We start from the raw sequence: 22,109 nt of genomic DNA on the forward strand, positions 1-22,109 counted from the left end.
GCACCGACCGGCCGGATCGGTGCCGGCGGGTCAGCCGTCGGCGCGGCGGCGGGCGGCCAGGACGCTGGCGCCCATGGAGACCGCCAGGGTCAGCACCACCACGGCGAGGGTCAGCCAGACCGGCAGCTTGCCCACCGGCGTCTCGGCGAGAATCAGCTTCAGCCCGGCGAAGGCCAGCAGCAGCGTGAGCCCGTACCGCAGGTAGCCGAAGTGCCGCAGGAGGCCGGCGAGGCAGAAGTAGAGGCTGCGCAGACCCAGGACGGCGAACGCGGTGGCCGTCCAGACCAGGAAGGTGTTCGTGGTGATGGCGAGGATCGCCGCCACCGAGTCGATGGCGAAGACCACGTCGGTGGCCTCGATGGAGACGAGCGCCACCAGCAGCAGCGTCGCCACCCGCCGGCCGGCCACCCGGGCGGTGAACCGGTCGCCGTGGTAGCGGGCGTCGGTGGGCACCAACCTGCGGAACAGCCGGACCACGACGTTGCGTTCCGGGTCGACGTCCGGCTTTCCGCGTACGGCCAGCCGCCAGCCGGTCCAGACCAGGAACCCGCCCAGCACGAACCCGGCCCAGGTGAGCCGGTCCAGCAGCTCGGCACCGGCGAGGATGAACAGCAGCCGGAAGACGAGCGCGCCCACGACACCCCAGAACAGCACCTTGTGCTGGTAGCCCGGCGGCACCTGGAAGTAGCCGAAGAGCAGCGCGAAGACGAACACGTTGTCCACCGAGAGCGCCTTCTCCAGCAGGTAGCCGGAGAAGTACGCGATGGCCGGGTCACCGCCGAGGCCCCACCAGACGACCAGCCCGAACAGCAGACCCGCGCCGATCCAGACGGCGCTCCACAGCACCGCCTCGCGGAGCTCGATGACGTGGTTGTCCCGGTGCAGGAGCACATCCACGGCGAGCATCACCGCGATCACCACGCCGACCGCCGCCCAGGCCCACAGCGGAACCGCGACCGTCGCCTCAGCCACCGACGCCCTCCGCATCGACCACCGCGCACCGCCCGTCACTAGGCCGGCCCTCTTTCGAGCCTAGGTGACCGCCCGACCCGGCATCGGGCGGTCCGACGAAGTCCGGGTCGCCGGGCCGGCCCGCTCGACCCGGGCGGCGACCGGCAGCGGGAGTCGGTGCGCGCGGTCGGGGTCGGGCGCGCGACCCGCGCTCAGGCGACCGGCATCACCTGGCCGGGGTCGAGAACCGTGTCGTCGGCGTCGTAGGCGATCGCGTTGATCACCCGCACGACGCCACTGACCTGCCCCGCGAGCCGACCGGCGAGGTCCACGGCGGAGCGGCGGTCCAGCCGACCGGCCAGCGTCACGTCACCGTGACGGACCTCCACGGTCACCAGTCCGTCCCGTACGGCGAGCACCCGGCGGAGCACCTCCTGCACCACGTCCTCGCGGATCTCGGCGTCCGACCGCAGGTGCACCCGCAGCAGATCGGCACGGCTGACGATGCCGACCAACCGACCGAGGTCGTCCAGCACGGGCAGCCGCTTGACCTGTTCGCGGTCCATCAGCCGGGCGGCGGCGGACAGCGCCGCCTGCGGATTCGTGGTGATCGCCGGCGCGGTCATCAGGTCACCGGCCAGCACTGCCGCGCTCTTGCCCCGGGCACCGCGCCGTCGGCGGCTCTCGAAGACCCGTCGCAGCGCCGGCTCACCGGCGCGTTCGACCCGGTGCAGCAGATCGGCCTCGGACACCACCCCCAGCACCCGACGGAAATCGTCGATCACCGGCACCGCGCTGACCCCGCGGCGCAACAGCACGTCGACGACCTCCCGGTACGGGGTGTCGGCAACCACCGTCTCGACCTCCCGGGTCATCACGTCACCCACCTGCCAGGTCCTCATCACGACCTCCCTCTCCTGGTCCATCTCGGACGCTACGGCGGGGCGTCGACGGTCGTCAGGGTCGCCGGACCGGACCGGAGGGGGTCGAACGTCCCGGGCCGTTGCGGTCTGTCGGCCCTGTCGCCGAAAGCGCCGTGGGCGTCCACTGGAGATGCCACCGGGAAGCGCGGTGCGAAGCTGAGAAGGGACGTGGAGACCATGACCGCGACGATCGAGCGGGTCACCGCCAAGAACACCGCTGCGAAGGTCGGCACCGTGCACGACCGGGCCGTCCGGTACATCCTGGCCGGCACCCGGCTGGCGCTCGGCTGGATCTTCCTCTGGGCCTTCGTCGACAAGCTGTTCGGCTTCGGGATGGGCACCGAGCAGAAGAACGCCTGGATCAACGGGGGCAGCCCCACCAAGGGCTTCCTGACCTTCGGCGTGGCCGGGCCGTTCAAGGACGTCTACACCTCGATCGCCGGTGCCGCCTGGGCGGACTGGCTCTTCATGATCGGCCTGGCCGGGATCGGTGTCGCCCTGCTGCTCGGCATCGGAATGCGGATCGCCGCCGTGGCCGGTGGGCTGCTGCTGGTCCTGATGTGGACCGCCGTGCTGCCTCCGGAGAACAACCCCTTCATGGACGACCACCTGATCTACGCCGCGGTGCTGGCGGTGCTGGCCCTGGTCAACGCCGGCGACACGGTGGGCCTCGGCCGGGTGTGGGCGGCCCTGCCGATCGTCCGGCGGATGCCCTGGCTCCGGTGAACCAACGCACACCCCTCGGCGGGCGTCACCGATACCAACCGGGCGCCCCCCGCCGCTCCGTCGTGTCAGCCAGCACCAGCGGGACCGTCGGCCTCCCGATCGACGGATGGGCTGCGGAGCAGGTGGCGGGTCCGCCGCACATCGGTGGGGGGTGATCCGGCAGGATCGACGGTGACCGGACACATCACCCAACACGGCAGGAGATCCCCGCATGAACCAGGCAGCAGGCGCCCGATCGGGTAAGCCCGAGGTTGGTCCGATCGAGGGTGCACCGCCGGCCGACCTCGTGATCGAGGACATCACCGTGGGCGACGGCCCGCAGGCCGAGCCGGGCCAGCTGGTCAGCGTGCACTACGTCGGCGTGTCGCACTCCACCGGCGGCGAGTTCGACTCGTCCTGGAACCGGGGCGAGGCGTTCGACTTCCCGCTCGGCGGCGGTCAGGTCATCGCCGGCTGGGACCAGGGCGTCGCCGGCATGCGGGTCGGCGGTCGCCGCCGGCTGACCATCCCGCCGCACCTGGGGTACGGCGACCGCGGCGCGGCCGGCGTGATCAAGCCGGGTGAGACGCTGATCTTCGTCGTCGACCTGCTCGACGTGCGCTGAGTCGTTGTCGGGGTCGCCGGCCCACCCGCCGGCGGCCCCGCGCCGACCTCGGGCGCGGCGGGTGGGAGCAGGCCTCGTCGGGCGGGTCAGGCGGCCAGTTGCAGGTCGGTGGTCGCGACCACCGGGCGGCGCGCGGCCTCGATCACCGTGGCCGGCTCCAGGATCGTCATCACGCGGTGCAGCCCGCTGACCCGCAGCACCCGCGCCACCACCGGGCTCGGGTCGACCAGCACCAGCTCGCCACCGCGGGCCCGGACGCGCAGATGCGCGGCAAGCAGCGTGCGAACGCCAGCCGCCGAGAGCAGCCGCAGCTGCGACAACTCGACGTGAAGCACCGGGCGGGCCGGCGCGGACCACAGCGCGGACCGGAACGCGGCCACCGTGGCGATGTCGATCTCGCCGGCCACCCGCATGAGGACCCGCTCGTCACCCACGCTGACCTGCACGTCGAACCGGTCGCTGTGCTCTTCCATGCAGTGAAATCTAGCCGCCATCACCGACACTTTCGTCCCTCCACGCAGTGATTCCGGGTACGCCCAGGGGCATACCCCGAGCTGCACCGTCTCCCTCTCGGGGTGGAGTCAGGGGCTCGGGCGGCGCGCCGCCCGGACGCGGAGTTCGCGGGTCGGCAGGCACGCGGGTGGAGAATAGGTCGATGCTGATCCCCCGGCCCCGGCCGCCCCGGCTGATCCGCCCGGTCCGCGAACCGGCGACCAGCCCTCCGGCGCTGGCCGGCGCCTGGGCCCCCACCGACCGGCGGCTCGACCAGGCCGAGTTGCTCCCCCTCCCCGCCGGGGCCGTCGGCCCCGAGGACGTCCTGGTCGACGGCGGCGGGCGGGTGATCAGTGGTGACGAGGACGGTCGGCTCTGGTGGTGGCCGGTCGACGCGCGCGCCGGCACCCGACCCCACCTGCTGGCCGAGACCGGTGGCCGTCCGCTCGGCATCGAGCTGGACCCGTCCGGCGAGGCCCTGGTGGTCTGTGACGCGTACCGCGGGTTGCTGCGGGTCACGCCGGACGGCGCGGTACGCGAACTCACCGGAACGGCACCGCCGGTGCACCTGGCCAACAACGCGACGGTGGGCCGGGACGGCACCATCTACTTCACCGACAGCTCCGACCGGTTTCCGGTTTCGCACTGGAAGCGGGACCTGCTGGAGCACCGCCCCAACGGTCGGGTGCTGGCCCACCAGCCGGGCAGCGGCCGCACCGAGGTGGTGACCGACGGGCTGTACTTCCCCAACGGGATCGCGCTGACCCCGGACGAGTCGGCGCTGATGGTCGTGGAGACCAGCACCCACCGGCTGCTGCGCGTCGAGCTGAGCGGCGGCGTGCGGGTGCTCGCCGACCTGCCCGCGTACCCGGACAATCTCGCCTCGGTGGGTGACGGGACGTACTGGATCGCGCTGCCCAGCCCTCGGGTGCCGATCGCCGAGCGGCTGCTGCCCCATCCGCGGCTACGGCAGATCGCCGCTCTGCTGCCCGACGCCCTGCAACCGCAGCCCCGCCGCTACGGGCTGGTCGCGCTCGTCGACGGCGCGGGCGCGGTCCGCCGGACGCTGCACGGCCCGAGCGGGCACTACTCGATGATCACCGGAGTACGCCAGCACGGCGACCAGCTCTGGCTGGGCAGCCTGACCGGGTCCGCGGTGGCCCGCGTACCCCTGGGGTGATGGCCGACAGGGCCGGCCCGCCATGGTGGCGGGCCGGCCCTGTGCTGCCGATCGGTGACTCAGCGACCGCTGACCGAGGGCGCCGGTGCGGGCGATCCGCCGGCCACCGCGCCCGGGTGCGCCGGGGCGACCGGCGCGGGCTTGAGGCCCGGCGGCACCGGCAGGGCGCTGCCCCGGGCGAACTCGTCCCAGCTCACGTTCCAGGCGGTCCAACCGTTGCCCGGCTGCAGCTCCACCTCGGTGCCCTTGACGGTGATCAGGTCACCGACCTGCGTGACCCCCATCAGCCAGTCGGCCGCCGCAGCGGAGACGTTCGCGCAACCGTGCGACACGTTGGTGTTGCCCTGGTCCCCCTCCGACCAGGGGGCGGAGTGGATGAACTCGCCGCCCCAGGTGTAGCGCTGGGCGTCGTCGACGTCGACCACGTAGCCACCGTTCGGCTCGCCCCGGGTGTCGAAGGTGGTCCGCTCGTGCTTCTCCATGATCACCATCTTGCCGCTGGAACTCGGCGTGCTCGGCTTGCCCAGGCTGACCGGGATCCGGCGGATCTGCTTGCCGTCGCGCAGCACCGTCATCTGCTTGGTGGCATTGTCGATCTCCAGCGAGACCTGTCGCCCGATCTTGGAGGTCGCGGTCCGCTCGGCGTCACCGACCTTGTCCTTGCCGATCGGCAGACCCTCCAGACCTGCCCGGACGCTGATGGTGGTTCCCGGCTTCCAGAAATCGGGCGCCCGGTAATAGACCTGAGTGCCGTCGGCCAGCCACGACCAGGTGCCCGGCTGCGGCGGATTGGTCTTTACGAACAACCGCCGCTGCACATCCGCTCTGGCCTCTTTCGGAATTCCCGGGTCGAACGCCACCGTTACCGGCATCGCGGTGCCGTACGTCCGATTACCGTTGAAATAGAGTGTGCTGGTGATCTGCGGTTTGGTCGATTTGGCCATCGTTGTGAAGGTGGTGCTGCGCGTGGTGGTGGCACCGGAGTCACCGGTCGCGGTCACCTCGGCGGTGTAGGTCCGCTTCGGCTGCAGCGGAGCGTTCGGCACCCAGCCGGAGCCGTCCTCGCGCGGCTCGGCGTTGACCTGCTTGCCCTTGTCGTCGGTGAGGCGTACGGCGGTGACCCGCCCGCCCTTGACCACGGTGCCCACCTCGGCGCTGACCGGGACGTCCCGGGCCTTGTCCCCCGGTGTCACGGCGAGTTCCGGTGGGGCGGCGTGCTTCTTGGCCGAGCCGGTCGCCGACTCCCGCTCTGCGGTGCACGCACCCAGGACGAGTGGTGCGGCTGCGATGGTTACGGCCAACAGCGTCAATCGCCGCCTAGACGTCATGTTTCAGTCCCCCCGTTTCGACTTCCCTCCGTCACATTCTCGCTTGCCCGAGTGAGCCATTAGCGGCATTCGGAAATAATTGGCCGCGCATTTATCGACGCATTTTCCGACAATGCTCCAGTTGGCCGGAACAGAGGCGCAACCGACTGGTGTCGTGCGCTTCGCGCCGCTTGAGCGACGCGACGTCGACTGTCCGGATGCCCGCGGGCGCCGGTCCCGAGGGCGGGCTCGCGGCACGGCCGGCCGAGACCGGGCGCGGCCAGCGGGTGCGGGGCGCGGGAGCAGGAGGTCACGGCCGGTGGCGCACCTCGGGGGCGGACTTTTGTCAATTGGAGCGAAGCTTCTGCCGAACGCGACAAAGCTTTGCCTTCGTCCGAAGGCAAGGGTAAGGTCACGATCCAGATAGAGGGTTGCCCATTCGTCGATCAACTTGCCGCCACCTGTGCCGGGTCGCCGCGATCCGCCCCCGATGGGTCCGGGCCGCACCCACGAGCCGTCCCTCACCGTCCCGCCGAAGCCCACCGCGGCCGGTTCGGCGCGCCCGGCAGACGGCAGTCAGGTCGACCTCCGTCGACGGCGTACCAGCCGTCAGGAAGGGACCACCACCATGGATCAACAACTCAACACACCGGCATCCGAGCCGGTCAGCCGCCGTGGCGTGCTGCGTGCCGCGACCGTCTCCGCGGCTGCCGTCGGCGCCGCCGGTCTGCTCGCCGGCCCGGCCACCGCCGCACCCGGCGCATCCGGGGCGCAGGCCCAGGGCCGCCGTCGGGTGCCGGTGGACCGGATCAGCATTCAGCTCTACACCCTGCGTGACCAACTCGCCATCGACCTGCCCGGCACCCTGGACGCGCTGCGCCGGATCGGCTACCGGCGGGTGGAGCACGCCGGTTTCGTCGGCCGCACCGCGGCGCAGTTCCGGGCGGCGCTCGACGACGCCGGGCTGCGTTCCACCTCCGGGCACGTCGGCATCCCACAGCCGTTCGACGCCGCCACCTGGGAGCAGGCCCTCGCCGACGCCAACGTGGTGGGCTGCAAGAAGATCGTCCACCCGTACTTCGGTCGGGACGCGGCCGGTCAGCCGATCCGCGACCCCGCCGTCTACCGGGCCCTGGCCCGGGACCTGAACAAGGCCGGACGGCTCGCCGAGCGCGCCGGGCTCGAATTCGGCTACCACAACCACCAACTCGAGTTCGTGCCGCTGACCGGGGGCTCGACCGGGTTCGACATCCTCAGCTCCCAGACCGATCCCCGGCTCGTCCACTTCGAGCTCGACCTCTACTGGACGTGGCGGGGCGCCCACGACCCGGTCGACGTGATCCGGGCCAACCGCGGCCGGATCCGCCAGGTGCACGTCAAGGACCTCGACGTCGAGGCCGGCTTCGCCGACCTCGGCGACGGCGTCATCGACTTCGGCCGGATCTTCGCCCACGAGCGGGAGGCCGGCATCGAGGAGTACATCGTGGAGCGTGACGACGCGGGCACCGCGCCACGCTCCCCCGCCGACGCCCTGGACACCGCCCGCGTCGGCTTCGACTACCTCGCCTCACTCCGGTACTGAAAACACCTCGGGGGACACACCTGATGAACAGGACCGCACTCGCGTCCGCCCTGCTGCTGGTGACGGCCGGCCTGGCCGTGCCGCCGTCGGCGGCGGCCGCCGCGCCGGCCGCGCCGCCGGACAGCAGCTTCCAGAAAGTGACACTCAACGACTTCCCGGGCGAGCCGATCAGCCTCGCCGTGCTGCCCGACCTGCGGGTGCTGCACACCTCCCGCACCGGTGAGGTCCGCATCCACGACCCGCGCACCGGGCTGAACACCCTCGCCGCCGACATCCCGGTGTACGAGCACGACGAGGAGGGGTTGCAGGGGGTCGCCATCGACCCGAACTTCGCCCAGAACAAGTGGGTGTACCTCTACTACTCGCCGCCGATGGACACCCCGGTGGACGACCCGGCGACCCCCGACGTCAACGAGGGGGACGCGCCGGAGACCGGCACCGCGGCGGACTGGCAGCGGTTCAAGGGCGCGCTGCGGTTGTCCCGGTTCAAGCTGGACGGGATGCGGCTGAACCTCGCCAGCGAGCAGCAGATCATCGAGGTGCCGACCGACCGGGGCATCTGCTGCCACGTCGGTGGTCAGATCGACTTCGACAGCAAGGGCAACCTGTACCTGTCGACCGGCGACGACACCAACCCGTTCGCCTCCGACGGCTACATCCCGATCGACGAGCGGGCCGACCGTAACCCGGCGTACGACGCCCAGCGCACCTCCGCCAACACCAACGACCTGCGCGGCAAGTTGCTGCGCATCAAGCCGAAGGCCGGTGGTGGTTACACGGTCCCGGCCGGCAACCTGTTCAAGCCCGGCACGGCGCAGACCCGCCCGGAGATCTACGCGATGGGGCTGCGCAACGCGTTCCGGTTCGCCGTCGACAGGCGCACCGACAACGTGTACCTGGGCGACTACTCCCCCGACGCCTCCAACCCGAACCCGGAGCGCGGGCCGGCCGGACACGGCCGGTGGATGATGATCGACAAGCCGGCGAACTACGGCTGGCCGTACTGCGTGACGCCGACGATCGCCTACCGCGACTACGACTTCGCCACCGGCCAGTCCGGCAAGAAGTTCAACTGCGCGCGCCCGGTCAACGACTCACCGCACAACACCGGCAAGCGGCAGCTGCCGCCGGTCGAGCAGCCGCAGGTCTGGTACCCGTCCACGGCCTCGGCTGAGTTCCCGCAGCTGGGCACCGGCGGTATCGGTCCGATGGGCGGCCCGGCGTACGACTACGACGGGACCAGCACCTCACGGACCCGCTGGCCGGCCTACTACGACGGGGTTCCGCTGTTCTACGAGTGGACCCGCGACTACATCAAGGAGTTCCGCCTCGACTCCGACGGCGACGTCACCGACATCCGCCCGGTGGTGCCGTCGCTGGTGGTGGACAACCCGATGGACATGGAGTTCGGCCCGGACGGCGCGCTCTACGTGCTCGAGTACGGCGACGGCTACTTCGCCGAGAACCCGGACGCGCAGCTGTCCCGGATCGACTTCGTCCGGGGCAACCGGACCCCGATCCCGAAGATCAGTGGTACGCCGACCGTGGGCCAGGCCCCGCTGACCGTCGCGTTCTCCAGCGCCGGCACGACCGACCCGGACGGCGACAAGCTGAGCTACGCGTGGGACTTCAACGCGGACGGCTCGGTGGACAGCACCGCGCCGAACGCGAGCTGGACGTTCCCGGAGAACGGCTCGTACACGCCGACGCTGAAGGTGACCGACCGCACCGGCCGTTCCGCCTCGGCCACCCTGCCCCTGGTGGTCGGGCCGACCGCGCCGATCGTCGAGTTCGTCGCCCCGGTGGCCGGTCAGCCGTTCGAGTTCGGGCAGACGGTCGCCTACGAGGTGAAGGTCACCGACGACCTGCCGGTGGACTGCTCCCGGGTGAAGGTCACCTACGTGCTCGGGCACGACGAGCACGGGCACCCGCTCTCCACCTCGACGGGTTGCAGTGGGACCATCCCCACCTTCCTGGACGGTGGGCACAGCGGCGCTGACAACCTGACCGCGGTGTTCGTCGCGGAGTACACCGACGCGCCGACCGACCCGGGTGTACCCCCGCAGTCCGGCTCGGCGACGGTCGTGCTGGACCCGACCCCGGTGGCCGGCCTGGCCGGCTGACCAGTTCCACAGCGTGACAGCGGCGGCGGTCGGAGCGTTCCGGCCGCCGCCGCCCGTCGGTCAGCTCCAGTCGCTGTCGACGTGGTTGTCACGCCAGCGTCCACCCACCGGCGGGGTGTCCAGCCGCATCCCCTCCTCGGCGTTGCCGGCGAGGTCGTTGTCCTCGACCCGGCAGTCCACGCAACTGCCCCGATCGGTGATCCACAGCCCGTGCGTCTGGGTCTGGTTGTCGTGGTTGTCCCAGATCCGGTTTCCGCGGATGGTGGCCGAGTCGAACGGCGCGTTGATGGTGATGCCGGCCCGCTGCCCGGGTGCGGGGTCGAGTTCGTACGCGCAGCCCGGCGGCGGCACGTCCCCGCTCCACGCGCTGAAGGCGTCCGGGCGGACCGGGGCCAGGGTGAGTTCGTCGCCGGTGTTGGCGGCGACAGTGGCCACCGACCGGCCGACCCGCAGGATCTTGCCGCGGTGCCCGTCGTGCGGCCAGTCGGCGGTGCGGTCCACCAGGCTCCGCTCGCTGTAGCGGACGGCCTCGCCCGCGCCGCCGGCGGCCCGGCCGTACTGCCGTCCGTTGTTGCGGATCCGGTTGTTGAGCAGGACCGCGTCGGTCATCTGGTGGTCGATCCGGATCGCGTCGAGGCCGTTGCCCCAGAACTCGTTGCTCTCGATCACCACGTCCCGGACCGGGCCCTGGTAACCGCGCCCGAGGTCGCGGGAGTGGTAGCCGTGCTGGCCGTTGCCACTGATCCGGTTGCCCCGGACGAGGTACGGTCCGGGGCTGTTGCCGATGCTGATCCCGTCGCGCAGGTTGCCGTCGATGACGCAGTCGGTGACGAGTCCGCCCCGCCCCGCCACCGTGGAGGTGCCCTGCGACGACACGTCGAAGCCGGCCTCCAGGTTTCCGGTCATCGTGCAGGCGGAGACGATCAGGCCGTCGGCGCCCCAGTCGGAGATGCCGAAGCGGTTGCCCTGACTGTGGCAGCCGATGATGCGGTAGCCGCGCGGTGGGGTCCAGTAGTCCTTCTGCAGCTCCAGGAAGATGCCGTTGGTGCCGTTGGCCAGGGCGGTGCAGTTGGCGATGGTCAACCGCTCCACCGGTCCCCAGCCGCCGATGCCGATCCCGATTCCGGCGCCGCCCATCTGCTCGCCGTTGTCGAGTCGGCCGCAGCCGACCACCACCACCCCGTCGATCAGGGAGTCCTGGAGGAAGTCGCAGCCCAGGCCGCTGGCCGCGGTGTGGTGGATGTAGAGGTTGCGGAAGACGCCGCGCACCACGTACTGCAGGCCGAGGCCCTTGGCCAGGTAGTTGTACTCGGCCATGGCGACGCCGGAGCCGTCGATCTGGAAGTCGGCGAAGGTGCAGTCCGCGATGTGCCGGTCCCGGTCGGCGCCGTGCTGCACCGTGGTCCAGAAGGCCAACGGGGTCGGGTCGGCCCGGTTGCCCTCGTTGCTGAGCATGAACCGGGTCGCCGCCGGACCAGCCCCGATCAGCGACACCCCGCTGCGCCACACCGTGCCGGCGTCGCGGATCGAGTAGATGCCCGGCGGGCAGTAGATCACCCGGGCCCGCCCGTCGGAGGCGTACCCGGCGCCGAGCCGGTCCACCAGGGCGGCCAGCGCCGGCTGGTCGTTGGTGGAGCCGTCGCCGGTCAGCCCGTACTCCAGGGCGTCGCAGTAGAGCGGCGCACCGGCGGCGGCGGGCCGCCGCACCCGGACCGAGTTCAGTAGCAGCTCGTTCGCCACGGCCACAGGCCGGCTCCCTTCGACGCGTTCGGTGCGCTCCGGCGGGGCCGACTTCCCCCTGACACCGCCGGGAAACCCCCGGGCGTGCGCCGGCCCCGGCGCCGCACGGGCGACACCGGGGCCGGGGGTACGCGTCAGACGGCGGCGATCAGCAGCGCCGGGCGCTCCACACAGTCGGCGACGTGGCGCAGGAAGCCACCGGCCACCCCGCCGTCGCAGACCCGGTGATCGAAGGTGAGGCTGAGCTGGGTCACCTTGCGGACGGCGAGCTGCCCGTCGACCACCCACGGCTTGTCCACGATCCGCCCGACCCCGAGCAGGGCCGCCTCGGGGTGGTTGATGATCGGCGTGGAGCCGTCGACGCCGAACACCCCGTAGTTGTTCAGCGTGAAGGTGCCACCGGTCAGCCGGGCCGGGGGCAGGCTGCCGGCCCGCGCGGCGGCGGTGGTCGCCGCCAGTTCGGCGGCCAGTTCGGCGGTGGTGAGCCGCTGGGCGTCGCGCAGCACCGGCACCAGCAGCCCCCGGTCGGTCTGCGCGGCGATGCCGAGGTGCACCCCGGCGGACTGGACGATCCGCTGCCCCTCGGTGTCGACCCGGGCGTTGAGCTGCGGGAACCGGCGCAGCCCGCTGAGGCAGATCCGGGCCAGCAGGGCCAGGATGCTGACCGGCGCGTCGGGCGTCGCCGCGTTGATCGCCGCGCGAGTCTCCAGCAGCCCGGCGGCGTCCACGTCGACCCAGATGGTCACCTCGGGGATCTCCCGCCGGCTGCGGGAGAGCTTGTCGGCGATCACCTTGCGCACGCCGGTGAGCGGGACGATCACGTCGCCGTCCCCGGTCGGCGCGAGGGCGACGTGCGGGTCGGGCACGGCGGCGAGCCGGGCGGCGGGGGCGGCCAGCGCGGCCTCCACGTCGGCGCGGCGGATCACCCCGCCGGGCCCGGTGCCCCGCACGGTGCCGAGGTCGACGCCGTGCTCGCGGGCCAGCCGCCGCACGATCGGCGAGATGACCAGAGCGGAGGGCGATGGTGCCGGGTCGCCGGTCGGGCCACCGGCAACCGCGCCGGTCGGTGCGGTGTCGGCCGGTTCGGGGGCGACCGTCAGGCGGGGCCGACGCCGACGGCGGGTGGTGGTGCCGTGGCCGGTGCCGTACCCGATGAGCACGTTGCCGGAGCCGGCCCGCTCCTCCTCGCGGTAGGTGGCGTGCCCGGCGGGCTCGTCGCCCCCGTCCAACGGCGCGATGGTGATCAGCGGCTGGCCGACCGGGCGTACCTCACCGGCCGCGCCGTGCAGGGTGACCACCCGGCCGGCGTACGGGCAGGGCACGTCGACGACGGCCTTGGCGGTCTCCACCTCGACCACGCTCTGGTCGACGGTGACGATGTCTCCCACGGCGACCCGCCACTCGACGATCTCGGCCTCGCTCAGCCCTTCGCCCAGGTCGGGCAGGAGGAAGACCTGCGTCCGTTCGACGGTGGTCATGCCGCCGCCCAACGCGCGTCCGGCTGGTCGTCCCACTGCAGGCGGGCCACCGCGTCGAGCACCCGGTCCACGCCGGGCAGGTGGGTGTGCTCCAGCATCGGCGCCGGGTACGGGATGTCCAGCCCGGCGACCCGCAGCACCGGGGCGTGCAGCGCGTGGAAGCAGCGCTCCTGCACCCGGGCGGCGATCTCCGCGCCGACGCCCGCGAAGCCGGGCGCCTCCTGGATCACCACGCACCGGCCGGTCCGCCGGACCGAGGCGGTGATGGTGGCGTCGTCGAACGGCACGATCGTGCGCACGTCGACGACCTCCAGGTCCCACCCCTCCTCGCGGGCGGCCTCGGCGGCCTCCAGCGCGACCGGCACCGCCGGCCCGTACGCCACCAGCGTGGCGTCCCGACCGGGGCGGCGCACGACGGCCCGGCCGAACGGCTCGGTGCGGGCCGGGAGCGACGCGTCGGCGCTGGCGAAGTAGAGCTTCTTGGGCTCCATGAAGACCACCGGGTCGGGGTCGTCGATCGCCTCGCGCAGCAGCGAGTACGCGTCGTCGACGGTGGCCGGGGTGACCACCTTCAGCCCGGGGGTGTGCGCGTAGTACGCCTCGGACGAGTCGCAGTGGTGCTCGACCCCGCCGATCCCGCCCGCGTACGGCACCCGGATGACGATCGGCACGCTCAGCGCGCCCCGGGTGCGGTTGCGCAGCTTCGCCACGTGCGAGGCGATCTGCTCGAACGCCGGGTACGCGAACGCGTCGAACTGCATCTCGACCACCGGGCGCAGGCCGGACATGGCCAGGCCGACGGCGAAGCCGACGATACCGGCCTCGGCGAGGGGGGTGTCGAAGCAGCGCTTGTCGCCGAAGCGGGCCTGCAGGCCGTCGGTGATCCGGAAGACGCCGCCGAGCGCGCCGACGTCCTCGCCGAAGACGACGACCCGGTCGTCGGCGGCGAGCGCGTCGGCGAGCGCGGTGTTGAGCGCCTTCGCCATGGTGGTGGCCATCAGGCGTCACCCTCCTCGGCGCGGGCGGCGGCCAGTTCGGCGCGGACCTGCTCACGCTGTTCGATCAGCTGCGGGGTGGGTTCGGCGTAGACGTGGTCGAAGAGGCTCAGCGGGTCGACAGCGGGCTGCGCGTTCATCCGGGTCCGCAGGTCCGCCGCGTACGCCTCGGCCTGCTCGGCGATCTCGGCGACCGCCGCGTCGTCGAGCACGCCGCGGGCGCGCAGGTAGGTCTCCAGCCGGGCGATCGGGTCCCGGTCCCGCCAGGCGTCGACCTCGGCGCCGTCGCGGTAGCGGCTGGCGTCGTCGGCGTTCGTGTGCGGTTCCATCCGGTAGGTGTGCGCCTCGACCAGGAACGGTCCCTTGCCGGCCCGGGCGTGGGCGACCGCGCGGGTGAGCACGGCGAGCACCGCTACCGGGTCGTTGCCGTCGACCTGCTCGCTGGGTACGCCGTAGCCGACGCCCTTGTAGGCCAGCGACGGCGCGGCGGTCTGCCGGGACAGCGGCACGCTGATCGCGTACTTGTTGTTCTGCACGAAGTAGACCACCGGCGCCTTGAACACGGCGGCGAAGTTGACCCCCTCGTGGAAGTCGCCCTCGCTGGTGGCGCCGTCGCCGATGAAGGCCAGCGCCACGGTGTCGCGACCCTGGTACGCCTCACCGTGGGCCAGCCCGGCGGCGTGCACGCACTGGGTGGCGAGCGGGGTGCACTGCGGTGCGGTGCGTACCTCGGTCGGGTCGTAGCCGCAGTGCCAGTCGCCGCGCAGCAGGGTGAGCACCTCGACCGGGTCGATGCCCCGGGCAACCAGCGCCATCGACTCGCGGTACGTGGGGAAGACCCAGTCGGTGTCGCGGACCGCGAGGACCGCGCCGACCTGGCACGCCTCCTGGCCTCGCGAGGACGGGTAGACGGCGAGCCGGCCCTGCTTGGTCAGGGCGGTCGCCTGGGTGTCGAAGCGCCGGCCGAGCACCATCCGGCGGTACAGCTCGTGCAGCACCTCGGCGGCTGGTTCGGGGTAGTCGGCGCGGGCGGGCAGCGGCGTGCCGTCCTGGGCGAGCAGGCGGACCGGCTCGGCGTCCGGCAGCAACGAGCGGGCCGGGTCGGGCGGGGTGACCGTTCGACGGGCGCGCGGGGATGCCCTGCGGACCGCCTGGGGAGTGGTCGTCACGGCGGAACCTCCTGGGACGTGTGGTGAGCCTATGCTTCCGCTTGTGGATGATTGACTCAAGATCGACACAGAAGGCGGGACGGTTGGCATGCGGAGGGCCCAGTAGTGAGCCAGGAGACCGCCGACGAAGCGAGCGGGGGCGCGGGATCGGGACGATCGGCCCGAGCGTTGGACGAGGTCGACCGGCGGATCCTCGACGAGCTGGTCCGCGACGGTAGAACGTCGGTGCGCACCCTCGCCGAACGCATCCACATCTCCCGCACCAACGCGTACGCGCGGGTGGAGCGGTTGCTGCGCGACGGGGTGATCACCGGGTTCCGGGCCCAGGTGGCGCCCGAGGCGGCCGGGTTGGGCACGTCGGCGTACATCGCCCTGACCATCGAGCAGAACACCTGGCGGGAGGTGTCGGCCGAGCTGGCCCGGGTGCGCTACATCGAGCACGCCGCACTGCTCGGCGGTGACCACGACGTGCTCGCGCTGGTGCGCGCACCGGACAACGCCGCGCTGCGCGACGTGGTGCTGGGCCGGGTGCAGAGCATTCCCGGGGTGCTGTCCACCCGCACCTGGCTGGTCTTCGAGGAGTTCGACGGGGCCGGCAGTCCCTGGGCGTGACCGGCTGGGCTCACCGCTCCGGCGGGGCCTCCAGCCCGTCGCGGTCGGCCAACTCCAGCAACGGCTCCAGCGAGTGCCGGTCACCGTCCAGGCCGGCGTGCGGGTCGCCGCGCTCGGCGAACCGGGCCGGCATGCTGAGCACGTCGAAGTCCTCCGGGCGGACCCGGTCCAGCTCCGACCAGTCCAGCGGCGCGGAGACCAGCGCGGCCGGCGTGGGCCGGATCGAGTACGCCGAGGTCACCGTGTGGTCCCGGGCCATCTGGTTGTAGTCGACGAAGACCGGCCGGTCCCGCTGCTCGCGCCACCAGGTCGTGGTGACCAGGTCCGGCAGCCGGCGCTGCATTTCCCGGCCCAACGCGAGCACCGCCCGACGGCAGTCACCGAAGCTCCACCGCGGCTCGATCGACAGGTAGACGTGCAGGCCCCGGCCGCCGGTCGTCTTCGGGTAGCCGGTCATGCCCAGCTCGGCGAGGAACGCCCGCACCTCGTGCGCCACCGGTACCACCTGCTCGAAGCCGACGCCGGGCATCGGGTCCAGGTCGATGCGCAGCTGGTCGGGGCGTTCCACGTCGGCGGCGGTGACCGGCCACGGGTGGAACCGCAGGGTGCCCAGGTTGGCGGCCCAGATGACCACCGCCAGCTCGCTCGGCGCCACCTCGTCGGCGGTACGGCCACTGGGGAAGGTGATGTGCGCGGTCCGCACCCACTCGGGAGCGCCCGCCGGCAGCCGCTTCTGGTAGAACGCGTCGCCCCGGTTGGTCTGCCGGGTGGCGATCGTCGCGCCCTCGAAGACCCCACGGGGCCAGCGTTCGAGCATGGTCGGCCGATCCCGCAGCGCGCGCAGGATGCCGTCACCCACCGCCAGGAAGTAGCGGACCACGTCCAGCTTGGTCAGCCCACGCTCCGGGAAGTAGGGCTTGTCGGGGCTGGAGACGCGGACCAGCCGCTCGCCAACCTGGATCTCCTCCGCCGCCGTGGCCACGCCACACACCGTACGACGAGGTGGGGTGTCGGTGCCGCACTTGACGGCCCGCGGGTTCGCGGCGACACCCTGTCGCCGCGTGCGCCCCCTCGCTCCGGGCATGGGCCACCGCGGAGCGGGGTGATCCTCTAGCGTGTGCCGGACTGTCCACGAGCCGCTGGAGACCACGTGATCATGCTTCGGAACCCACTGCGTCACGGGGTCTTGGCGCTGGCGCTGGTGCTCGCCGCCGCGAACCTCGTCGGCACACCTGCGCTGCGCCCGACACCCGCCGAGGCCGCGCCGACCGTCGTGCCGGACGACTACCAGTTCGCTCTGGGATTTTCCAACACGCAGGGCGCGAACCAGTGGTCCTACCTGCAGTGGGACGGTGTCGCCTACACACCGATGGTGTGGGAGCCGACGCGGGACCGGTGGCGGGGCAACTGCGAGTTCTGCGTCATCAGCCGCAGCGGGCTTCACCCGGACACCAATGACGCGGTCATCGCCTGGACGGCGCCACGGGGTGGCGCGGTCACGGTGCGCGGCACCATGGACCACCAGACCTACATCGACCCCGACATCACGAACGTCGACGGTGTCCGGACCTTCGTCCGCAAGCGTAGCGGCGGCACGACGAGCAAGGTGTGGCCGTCGGCCGACTTCCAGCACCTGCGACCCGCCTTCATGGCCCAACACGTCTTCACCACCGCCGTCAACGCCGGCGACACGCTCCTGTTCCACGCGAACCGGGCAGGGACGGGGCTGCACGACGGGCTCTCGTGGAATCCGCGGATCAGTTACGACTACGAGCCGAAGTTCACTCTCGACCAGGCCGAACTGGTCATGAATCCCGCCGACTTCGACCGGATCGGTGAGCGCACCGCCCTGGATGCCAGCCTGTCGGTCGTCCCCAACGGCAGCCAGTTCGACTTCTACCACTCCTCGGATTTTGGCCGGCAGGTGCAGAAGTTCCGCGGCGACCTCGCCCGTCCCGCGCAGGTAAGGGTGTACGCCGACACGACGGCCAACCGGTTCCGCAATCCGCACGGCCTCGACGGGCAGTGGTGGATCGCGAGCGTGTACCGCACCGAGGAGGGTCACCTACTCGCGTTCTGCCACATCGAGAACGCCGACCCGCAGACGTCGGGGTGGTGGGCCGGCGGGTTGGCGTACTCCACCGACAACGGGGAGCACTTCACCCTGCTGGGCAAGACACTCGCCGCCCGTAAAAAGGCACCCGACGGTTCGACCGACAACATCGGCGGAATGCCATTCGTGCTCAAGGACGGCTTCTTCCACGTGTACTTCACCGAGTTCGGCATGCCGGTCGTCGCCCGCGCCCCGGTCGCCGAGGTGATCGACGCCGCCAAACGCGGCACGGTCAGCCCGTGGACCAAATACCACGGAGGCGCCTGGAACGAGCCCGGCATGCACGGACAGGCCACCGAGGTCGTCGCTGCCAGCCCGACGAACTCCTACGACTCCCACGCTGGCGCCGCCTACAGCACCTACCTCGGCAAGTACCTGCTCACCGGTGGCAGCGGCGGCCAGGGCCAGGGCATCTTCCTCGCGTTCGGCGACGACCCGGCACACTTCGACACCCCGTCGTGGCTCCTGAGCAGCAACGCGAACAGCAAGGCCACCCTTCAGCCCTACGAGACCATCGTCGGGGTCGACGGTTCCACCAATGGCGTCGTGGGCCAGCAGTTCTACGTCTACTACGGCTACTTCTTCCGCTGGCCGCACGACGGAGTCGACCTCCCGAAGCACATGCGCTGGTTGTACCGGCAGAAGGTGACCCTGAACGCCGCCGGATTCGACCGCAACGCCGTCAGCCTGAGCACCGATGCCAGCAAGAAGCAGGGTGAGAACGGAGTGCGCTACCAGGAGTACGACGGCACCGCGTACACCGACATGACGTGGTCGGACAGCGACCAGCGCTGGCACGGCACCTCGGCGTTCTCACTGCTGGACTCCATCGGCTGGCATCCGGATGGCAACCGCGACTCGGTGCGGGTCTGGACGGCGCCACGAGCCGGCACGGTGCGCGTCGGCGCCGACCTCGACGGCATTCGTGCCGGCGGCGGCTCCGGCGCCGACGGCGTCCGTGTGAAGATCGTCAAGAATGGGCTGCCCGTCTGGCCGGCCACCGGCTACGCGGCGGTCGAGCCAGCCAGCACCCTGCCCTTCGAACCCGTGGACATGACGGTGGCCGCCGGCGACCGGATCGCCTTCCACGTCAACCAGAACGTCACCTCCGCCTATGACACCACCCTCTGGCTCCCGACCCTGACCTACACCGGGGGTAGCCGGGTCAGCTGGTCCGGTAACGGCGACTTCGGCGGCGTTCAGGGCGCGGCCCAGTGGTCGTACGAGGAGTACGACGAGGGTGCCGGCGGCACCCCGATGACGTGGGACGCCGCCCAACAGCTGTGGCACGGCACAGCGCCGTACCTACAGATCGGGCCGGTCTCGCAGCACGCCGACGGCAACCGTGAGTCGGTGCGGGCCTGGGTCGCTCCGCGTGCCGGCAGGGTTCGGATCACCTCGGCGCTGGGCGACCTCTACACCGACAACGGCTCGGGGGCCGACGGCGTGCTGGTCCGGTTGACCCGGAACGGGACGAACGTCTGGCCATCCACCGGTAGGCAGAAGGTCGGTCCGGTGGACCGGGTCCCGTTCCCGATGATCGAGCTGAGCGTGGCCGCGGGTGACACCCTGCGCTTCCACCAACACCAGAACGGCACGAGCGCCTACGACACGACCAACTGGGTGCCGAAGATCGCATATCAGCCGTGAGGCTCCGCCCCACCGGCCCTCCTACCCCACCGGTCCTCGACTGAGGGTCGGCGAGCCGGACACGGTTACCGTCGGCGGCGCCCGGGTAGGGGGGCCGCATGGCGGAACTGGCAACCCTCTGGATCGTCCGGCACGGCGAGAGCACCGCGAACGTCGCGGCGACGCAGGCCGAGGCGTCGGGCGCGGAGCTGATCGACCTCACCCACCGCGACGCGGACGTGCCGCTCTCCGCGACCGGCGAGGACCAGGCTCGGGCGACCGGCCGTTGGCTGGCCGAGCTGCCGGACGCGAAGCGCCCGGACGTGGCGGTGGTGTCGCCCTACCTGCGTGCGGTGCAGACCTCCCGGCTGGCGTTGGCCAACACCGACATCCCCGTCCACCGCGACGAGCGGCTGCGCGACCGGGAGCTGGGCATCCTCGACGGGTTGACCGGGCACGGGGTGCGCCGGCGCTACCCGGACGAGGCCGAGCGTCGGGAGCGGTTGGGCAAGTTCTACTACCGGCCGCCGGGTGGGGAGTCCTGGACCGACGTGGCGTTGCGGCTGCGGACGCTGCTGGGCGACCTGCGCCGTGATCACGAGGGTTGCCGGGTGCTGCTCTTCGGCCACGACGCGCTGGTCTTCCTGCTTCGTTATCTGGTGGAGGGGTTGACCGAGGACGAACTGATGGCGCTCACGCGGCAGGACGTCATCGCCAACTGTTCGATCACCGAGTGGTCGGCGGACGGCGACGACCGCCTGGCGCTCACCGCCTTCAACGATGTCGCGCACCTGCGTCAGCAGGGCGCCCAGCCCACCAGGGAGGACGAGATCCATGCCGAGCCGGTCTGAGGTGAAGGTGATCACCCCGGCGTTGCTGCGGGACTGGGCGCTGCCGGTGCCGGTCGGTGGGAAGGAGAGCCGGGGCACCGTGCTGGTGGTCGGCGGTTCCCGCTTCACGCCGGGCGCGGTGCTGCTCGCCGGGGTGGCCGCGTTGCGCGCCGGCGCCGGGGTGCTCCAGCTGGCCGCCGCCGAGTCCAGCGCCGCCGCGCTGAGCATCCAGGTGCCTGAGGCGCTGGTGGTCGGGCTGCCGGAGACCGCCGACGGCGCGGTGGCCGCCGACCGGGACGGACAACTCGGCGACCTGGTCGCGCAGGCCGATGTGGTGACGCTCGGCCCGGGTCTGAAGGCCATCGAAGAGACCAACCGCCTGCTGGGCCTGGTCCTGGAGGCGGCCCGCCCGGACACGTCGCTGGTGCTCGACGCGTACGCCCTCGGCGCGCTCAGCCACGCACCGGACCTGCTGGTCGGCTCCGGTCGACCGGTGGTGCTCACCCCCAACGTCACCGAGGCGGGGCACCTGCTCGGGCGGGACCCGGGCGACGACCTGGACGCCGAGGCGGCCGAGCTGGCCGCCCGGTACGAGGCGGTCGTGTCGCTGTACGGGCACGTGGCCGCCCCGGACGGTCGGGGTTGGCGGGAGGAGAGCGGCGACGCCGGGCTGGGCACCTCCGGCAGCGGGGACGTGCTCGCCGGGTTGCTGGCGGGGCTGCTGTCCCGGGGTGCCGACCCTGCGCAGGCGGCCTGCTGGGGCTCGTTCGCGCACTCGGTGAGCGGCCAGCGGCTGATTCCCCGCTACGGCCGGATCGGCTTTCTGGCCCGGGAGCTGCTCGACGAGATCCCGCGCACCCTGGCGATGGTCTGAGGCGGTTTCATCTGTTTCCGCAGTCGGCGTCGGGGTACCGGAACCCCACCAGCCGAGACTTTTCAGGGAGGTCACACCGGTGTCGACCGATGCCATCGTCCTGCTCAAAGAGGACCACAAGGAAATGCGTCGCCTGTTCAAGGCCTTCCAGGACGCCGAGGAGGGGCCGGCGAGCCAGCGGCAGAAGCTGGTGGACCAGATCCTGGAGGCGCTGACGGTGCACACCTATCTGGAGAACGAGGTGATGTATCCGGAGGTCCGTCGGCTGCTGCCCGACCTGGAGGACGACATTCTCGAGTCGTACGAGGAACACCACGTCGCCGACGTGCTCTGCGCCGAACTGGCCGCCATGGACGCCGACGACGAGCGGTTCACCGCCAAGACGACAGTGCTGATCGAGAACGTCACCCACCACGTCGAGGAGGAAGAGCAGGAGTGGTTCCCCAAGGTCCGCGACGCGCTGGGCCGCAAGCAGTTGCAGGAGATCGGCGAGAAGATGATCGCGTTGCGGGCGGACGCGCCGCGTACCCCCACCGCGCCGAAGGCGATCAAGAAGGCGATGGACGCGGTGACCGCCTGAGGCCGCCTTTCACCACGAAGCTCACGACGAAGGGCCCGGCTCACGCCGGGCCCTTCGTCGTGCACCGCCCGCACAAGCCCACACCACGCCCACGCCCACGCCCACGCCCACGCCCACGCGATCTTGCCGTTTCTGTTGCTGGTTAGCGATGTTTGGTGGGTTTTGTCGCGACAGAAAGTGCAAGATCGCGGAGGCGGGGGG

General features: G+C 71.6%; 19 protein-coding genes. 10 read left to right on the plus strand and 9 right to left on the minus strand.

What is annotated here, in order from left to right; all coding sequences use genetic code 11:
- Positions 1-30: 30 nt before the first annotated feature.
- Positions 31-987: a TerC family protein gene (locus tag KBX26_RS17410; protein WP_210865887.1), complete on the minus strand. Its 957-nt coding sequence runs from the start codon at positions 985-987 to the stop codon at positions 31-33.
- A 176-nt stretch (positions 988-1,163) separates the two neighbouring features.
- Positions 1,164-1,853 (minus strand): CBS domain-containing protein, encoded by a 690-nt coding sequence (locus KBX26_RS17415; RefSeq protein WP_030337890.1) that lies wholly within the window; start codon positions 1,851-1,853, stop codon positions 1,164-1,166.
- 189 nt (positions 1,854-2,042) lie between these two features.
- Here KBX26_RS17415 and KBX26_RS17420 point away from each other — a divergent pair, with 189 nt between their 5' ends.
- Together KBX26_RS17420 and KBX26_RS17425 are read left to right on the plus strand one after the other, a co-directional pair.
- Complete coding sequence (locus KBX26_RS17420; protein WP_210865888.1) at positions 2,043-2,600, plus strand: DoxX family membrane protein; 558 nt, start codon at positions 2,043-2,045, stop codon at positions 2,598-2,600.
- A gap of 211 nt (positions 2,601-2,811) precedes the next feature.
- On the plus strand, positions 2,812-3,204 hold the full coding sequence (locus KBX26_RS17425) for an FKBP-type peptidyl-prolyl cis-trans isomerase (protein WP_030337892.1): 393 nt from the start codon (positions 2,812-2,814) through the stop codon (positions 3,202-3,204).
- An 86-nt stretch (positions 3,205-3,290) separates the two neighbouring features.
- Here the strand turns inward: KBX26_RS17425 and KBX26_RS17430 are convergent, their stop codons facing one another.
- A complete protein-coding gene (locus KBX26_RS17430) occupies positions 3,291-3,677 on the minus strand; it encodes an STAS domain-containing protein (protein ID WP_051708890.1) in 387 nt (128 codons plus the stop codon).
- A 182-nt stretch (positions 3,678-3,859) separates the two neighbouring features.
- On the opposite strand from KBX26_RS17430, the gene KBX26_RS17435 reads away from it, so the two are divergent.
- Positions 3,860-4,876: an SMP-30/gluconolactonase/LRE family protein gene (locus tag KBX26_RS17435; protein WP_030337894.1), complete on the plus strand. Its 1,017-nt coding sequence runs from the start codon at positions 3,860-3,862 to the stop codon at positions 4,874-4,876.
- Positions 4,877-4,935: 59 nt separating this feature from the next.
- Here the strand turns inward: KBX26_RS17435 and KBX26_RS17440 are convergent, their stop codons facing one another.
- On the minus strand, positions 4,936-6,204 hold the full coding sequence (locus tag KBX26_RS17440; RefSeq protein ID WP_030337895.1) for an Ig-like domain-containing protein: 1,269 nt from the start codon (positions 6,202-6,204) through the stop codon (positions 4,936-4,938).
- A gap of 607 nt (positions 6,205-6,811) precedes the next feature.
- Between KBX26_RS17440 and KBX26_RS17445 the strand changes: the two genes are divergently transcribed.
- Together KBX26_RS17445 and KBX26_RS17450 are read left to right on the plus strand one after the other, a co-directional pair.
- A complete protein-coding gene (locus KBX26_RS17445) occupies positions 6,812-7,765 on the plus strand; it encodes a sugar phosphate isomerase/epimerase (protein WP_030337896.1) in 954 nt (317 codons plus the stop codon).
- A gap of 23 nt (positions 7,766-7,788) precedes the next feature.
- Positions 7,789-9,888, plus strand: a complete 2,100-nt coding sequence (locus KBX26_RS17450) for a PQQ-dependent sugar dehydrogenase (RefSeq protein WP_030337897.1) — start codon at positions 7,789-7,791, stop codon at positions 9,886-9,888.
- Between the two features lie 60 nt (positions 9,889-9,948).
- On the opposite strand, the gene KBX26_RS17455 is transcribed toward KBX26_RS17450, so the two are convergent.
- The 4 genes from KBX26_RS17455 to pdhA all read right to left on the minus strand — a co-directional run bounded on the left by KBX26_RS17455 (position 9,949) and on the right by pdhA (position 15,270).
- Positions 9,949-11,628 (minus strand): right-handed parallel beta-helix repeat-containing protein, encoded by a 1,680-nt coding sequence (locus KBX26_RS17455; RefSeq protein ID WP_210865899.1) that lies wholly within the window; start codon positions 11,626-11,628, stop codon positions 9,949-9,951.
- A gap of 134 nt (positions 11,629-11,762) precedes the next feature.
- Positions 11,763-13,106 carry a dihydrolipoamide acetyltransferase family protein gene (locus KBX26_RS17460; protein ID WP_374224304.1) on the minus strand — a complete coding sequence of 448 codons (1,344 nt, stop codon included), beginning with the start codon at positions 13,104-13,106 and terminating at the stop codon, positions 11,763-11,765.
- Positions 13,103-14,107: an alpha-ketoacid dehydrogenase subunit beta gene (locus KBX26_RS17465; protein WP_210865900.1), complete on the minus strand. Its 1,005-nt coding sequence runs from the start codon at positions 14,105-14,107 to the stop codon at positions 13,103-13,105. The genes KBX26_RS17460 and KBX26_RS17465 overlap by 4 nt, the downstream gene beginning before the upstream one ends.
- Positions 14,104-15,270: a pyruvate dehydrogenase (acetyl-transferring) E1 component subunit alpha gene (gene pdhA / locus KBX26_RS17470; protein ID WP_374224306.1), complete on the minus strand. Its 1,167-nt coding sequence runs from the start codon at positions 15,268-15,270 to the stop codon at positions 14,104-14,106. Before pdhA ends, KBX26_RS17465 begins: the two co-directional genes overlap by 4 nt.
- 105 nt (positions 15,271-15,375) lie before the next feature.
- On the opposite strand from pdhA, the gene KBX26_RS17475 reads away from it, so the two are divergent.
- Entirely contained in the window at positions 15,376-15,882 is a 507-nt protein-coding gene (locus KBX26_RS17475) for an Lrp/AsnC family transcriptional regulator (protein ID WP_030337902.1), read from the plus strand.
- Between the two features lie 10 nt (positions 15,883-15,892).
- Here KBX26_RS17475 and KBX26_RS17480 read toward each other — a convergent pair whose 3' ends face one another.
- Positions 15,893-16,864 carry a DNA polymerase domain-containing protein gene (locus KBX26_RS17480; RefSeq protein ID WP_030337903.1) on the minus strand — a complete coding sequence of 324 codons (972 nt, stop codon included), beginning with the start codon at positions 16,862-16,864 and terminating at the stop codon, positions 15,893-15,895.
- A gap of 168 nt (positions 16,865-17,032) precedes the next feature.
- On the opposite strand from KBX26_RS17480, the gene KBX26_RS17485 reads away from it, so the two are divergent.
- The 4 genes from KBX26_RS17485 to KBX26_RS17500 all read left to right on the plus strand — a co-directional run bounded on the left by KBX26_RS17485 (position 17,033) and on the right by KBX26_RS17500 (position 21,908).
- Complete coding sequence (locus KBX26_RS17485) at positions 17,033-19,645, plus strand: hypothetical protein (RefSeq protein WP_210865889.1); 2,613 nt, start codon at positions 17,033-17,035, stop codon at positions 19,643-19,645.
- 98 nt (positions 19,646-19,743) lie between these two features.
- Positions 19,744-20,475 (plus strand): histidine phosphatase family protein, encoded by a 732-nt coding sequence (locus tag KBX26_RS17490; RefSeq protein WP_210865890.1) that lies wholly within the window; start codon positions 19,744-19,746, stop codon positions 20,473-20,475.
- Positions 20,459-21,328 (plus strand): NAD(P)H-hydrate dehydratase, encoded by an 870-nt coding sequence (locus KBX26_RS17495; RefSeq protein ID WP_030337906.1) that lies wholly within the window; start codon positions 20,459-20,461, stop codon positions 21,326-21,328. The genes KBX26_RS17490 and KBX26_RS17495 overlap by 17 nt, the downstream gene beginning before the upstream one ends.
- A 79-nt stretch (positions 21,329-21,407) precedes the next feature.
- Complete coding sequence (locus KBX26_RS17500) at positions 21,408-21,908, plus strand: hemerythrin domain-containing protein (protein WP_030337907.1); 501 nt, start codon at positions 21,408-21,410, stop codon at positions 21,906-21,908.
- Positions 21,909-22,109: the final 201 nt, after the last annotated feature.

It is taken from the genome of Micromonospora sp. C97, assembly GCF_018070385.1.
GTDB classification, from domain to species: Bacteria; Actinomycetota; Actinomycetes; order Mycobacteriales; family Micromonosporaceae; genus Micromonospora; species Micromonospora parva.

Excerpts from the sequence above, each read along its gene's own strand:
- KBX26_RS17415 (WP_030337890.1), bottom strand. The coding sequence starts at position 1,853 with ATGAGGACCTGGCAGGTGGGTGACGTGATGACCCGGGAGGTCGAGACG.
- KBX26_RS17430 (WP_051708890.1), bottom strand. The coding sequence starts at position 3,677 with ATGGAAGAGCACAGCGACCGGTTCGACGTGCAGGTCAGCGTGGGTGAC.
- KBX26_RS17445 (WP_030337896.1), top strand. The coding sequence starts at position 6,812 with ATGGATCAACAACTCAACACACCGGCATCCGAGCCGGTCAGCCGCCGT.
- KBX26_RS17425 (WP_030337892.1), top strand. The coding sequence starts at position 2,812 with ATGAACCAGGCAGCAGGCGCCCGATCGGGTAAGCCCGAGGTTGGTCCG.
- KBX26_RS17440 (WP_030337895.1), bottom strand. The coding sequence starts at position 6,204 with ATGACGTCTAGGCGGCGATTGACGCTGTTGGCCGTAACCATCGCAGCC.
- KBX26_RS17450 (WP_030337897.1), top strand. The coding sequence starts at position 7,789 with ATGAACAGGACCGCACTCGCGTCCGCCCTGCTGCTGGTGACGGCCGGC.
- KBX26_RS17460 (WP_374224304.1), bottom strand. The coding sequence starts at position 13,106 with ATGACCACCGTCGAACGGACGCAGGTCTTCCTCCTGCCCGACCTGGGC.
- KBX26_RS17495 (WP_030337906.1), top strand. The coding sequence starts at position 20,459 with ATGCCGAGCCGGTCTGAGGTGAAGGTGATCACCCCGGCGTTGCTGCGG.
- KBX26_RS17410 (WP_210865887.1), bottom strand. The coding sequence starts at position 987 with ATGCGGAGGGCGTCGGTGGCTGAGGCGACGGTCGCGGTTCCGCTGTGG.
- KBX26_RS17435 (WP_030337894.1), top strand. The coding sequence starts at position 3,860 with ATGCTGATCCCCCGGCCCCGGCCGCCCCGGCTGATCCGCCCGGTCCGC.
- KBX26_RS17490 (WP_210865890.1), top strand. The coding sequence starts at position 19,744 with ATGGCGGAACTGGCAACCCTCTGGATCGTCCGGCACGGCGAGAGCACC.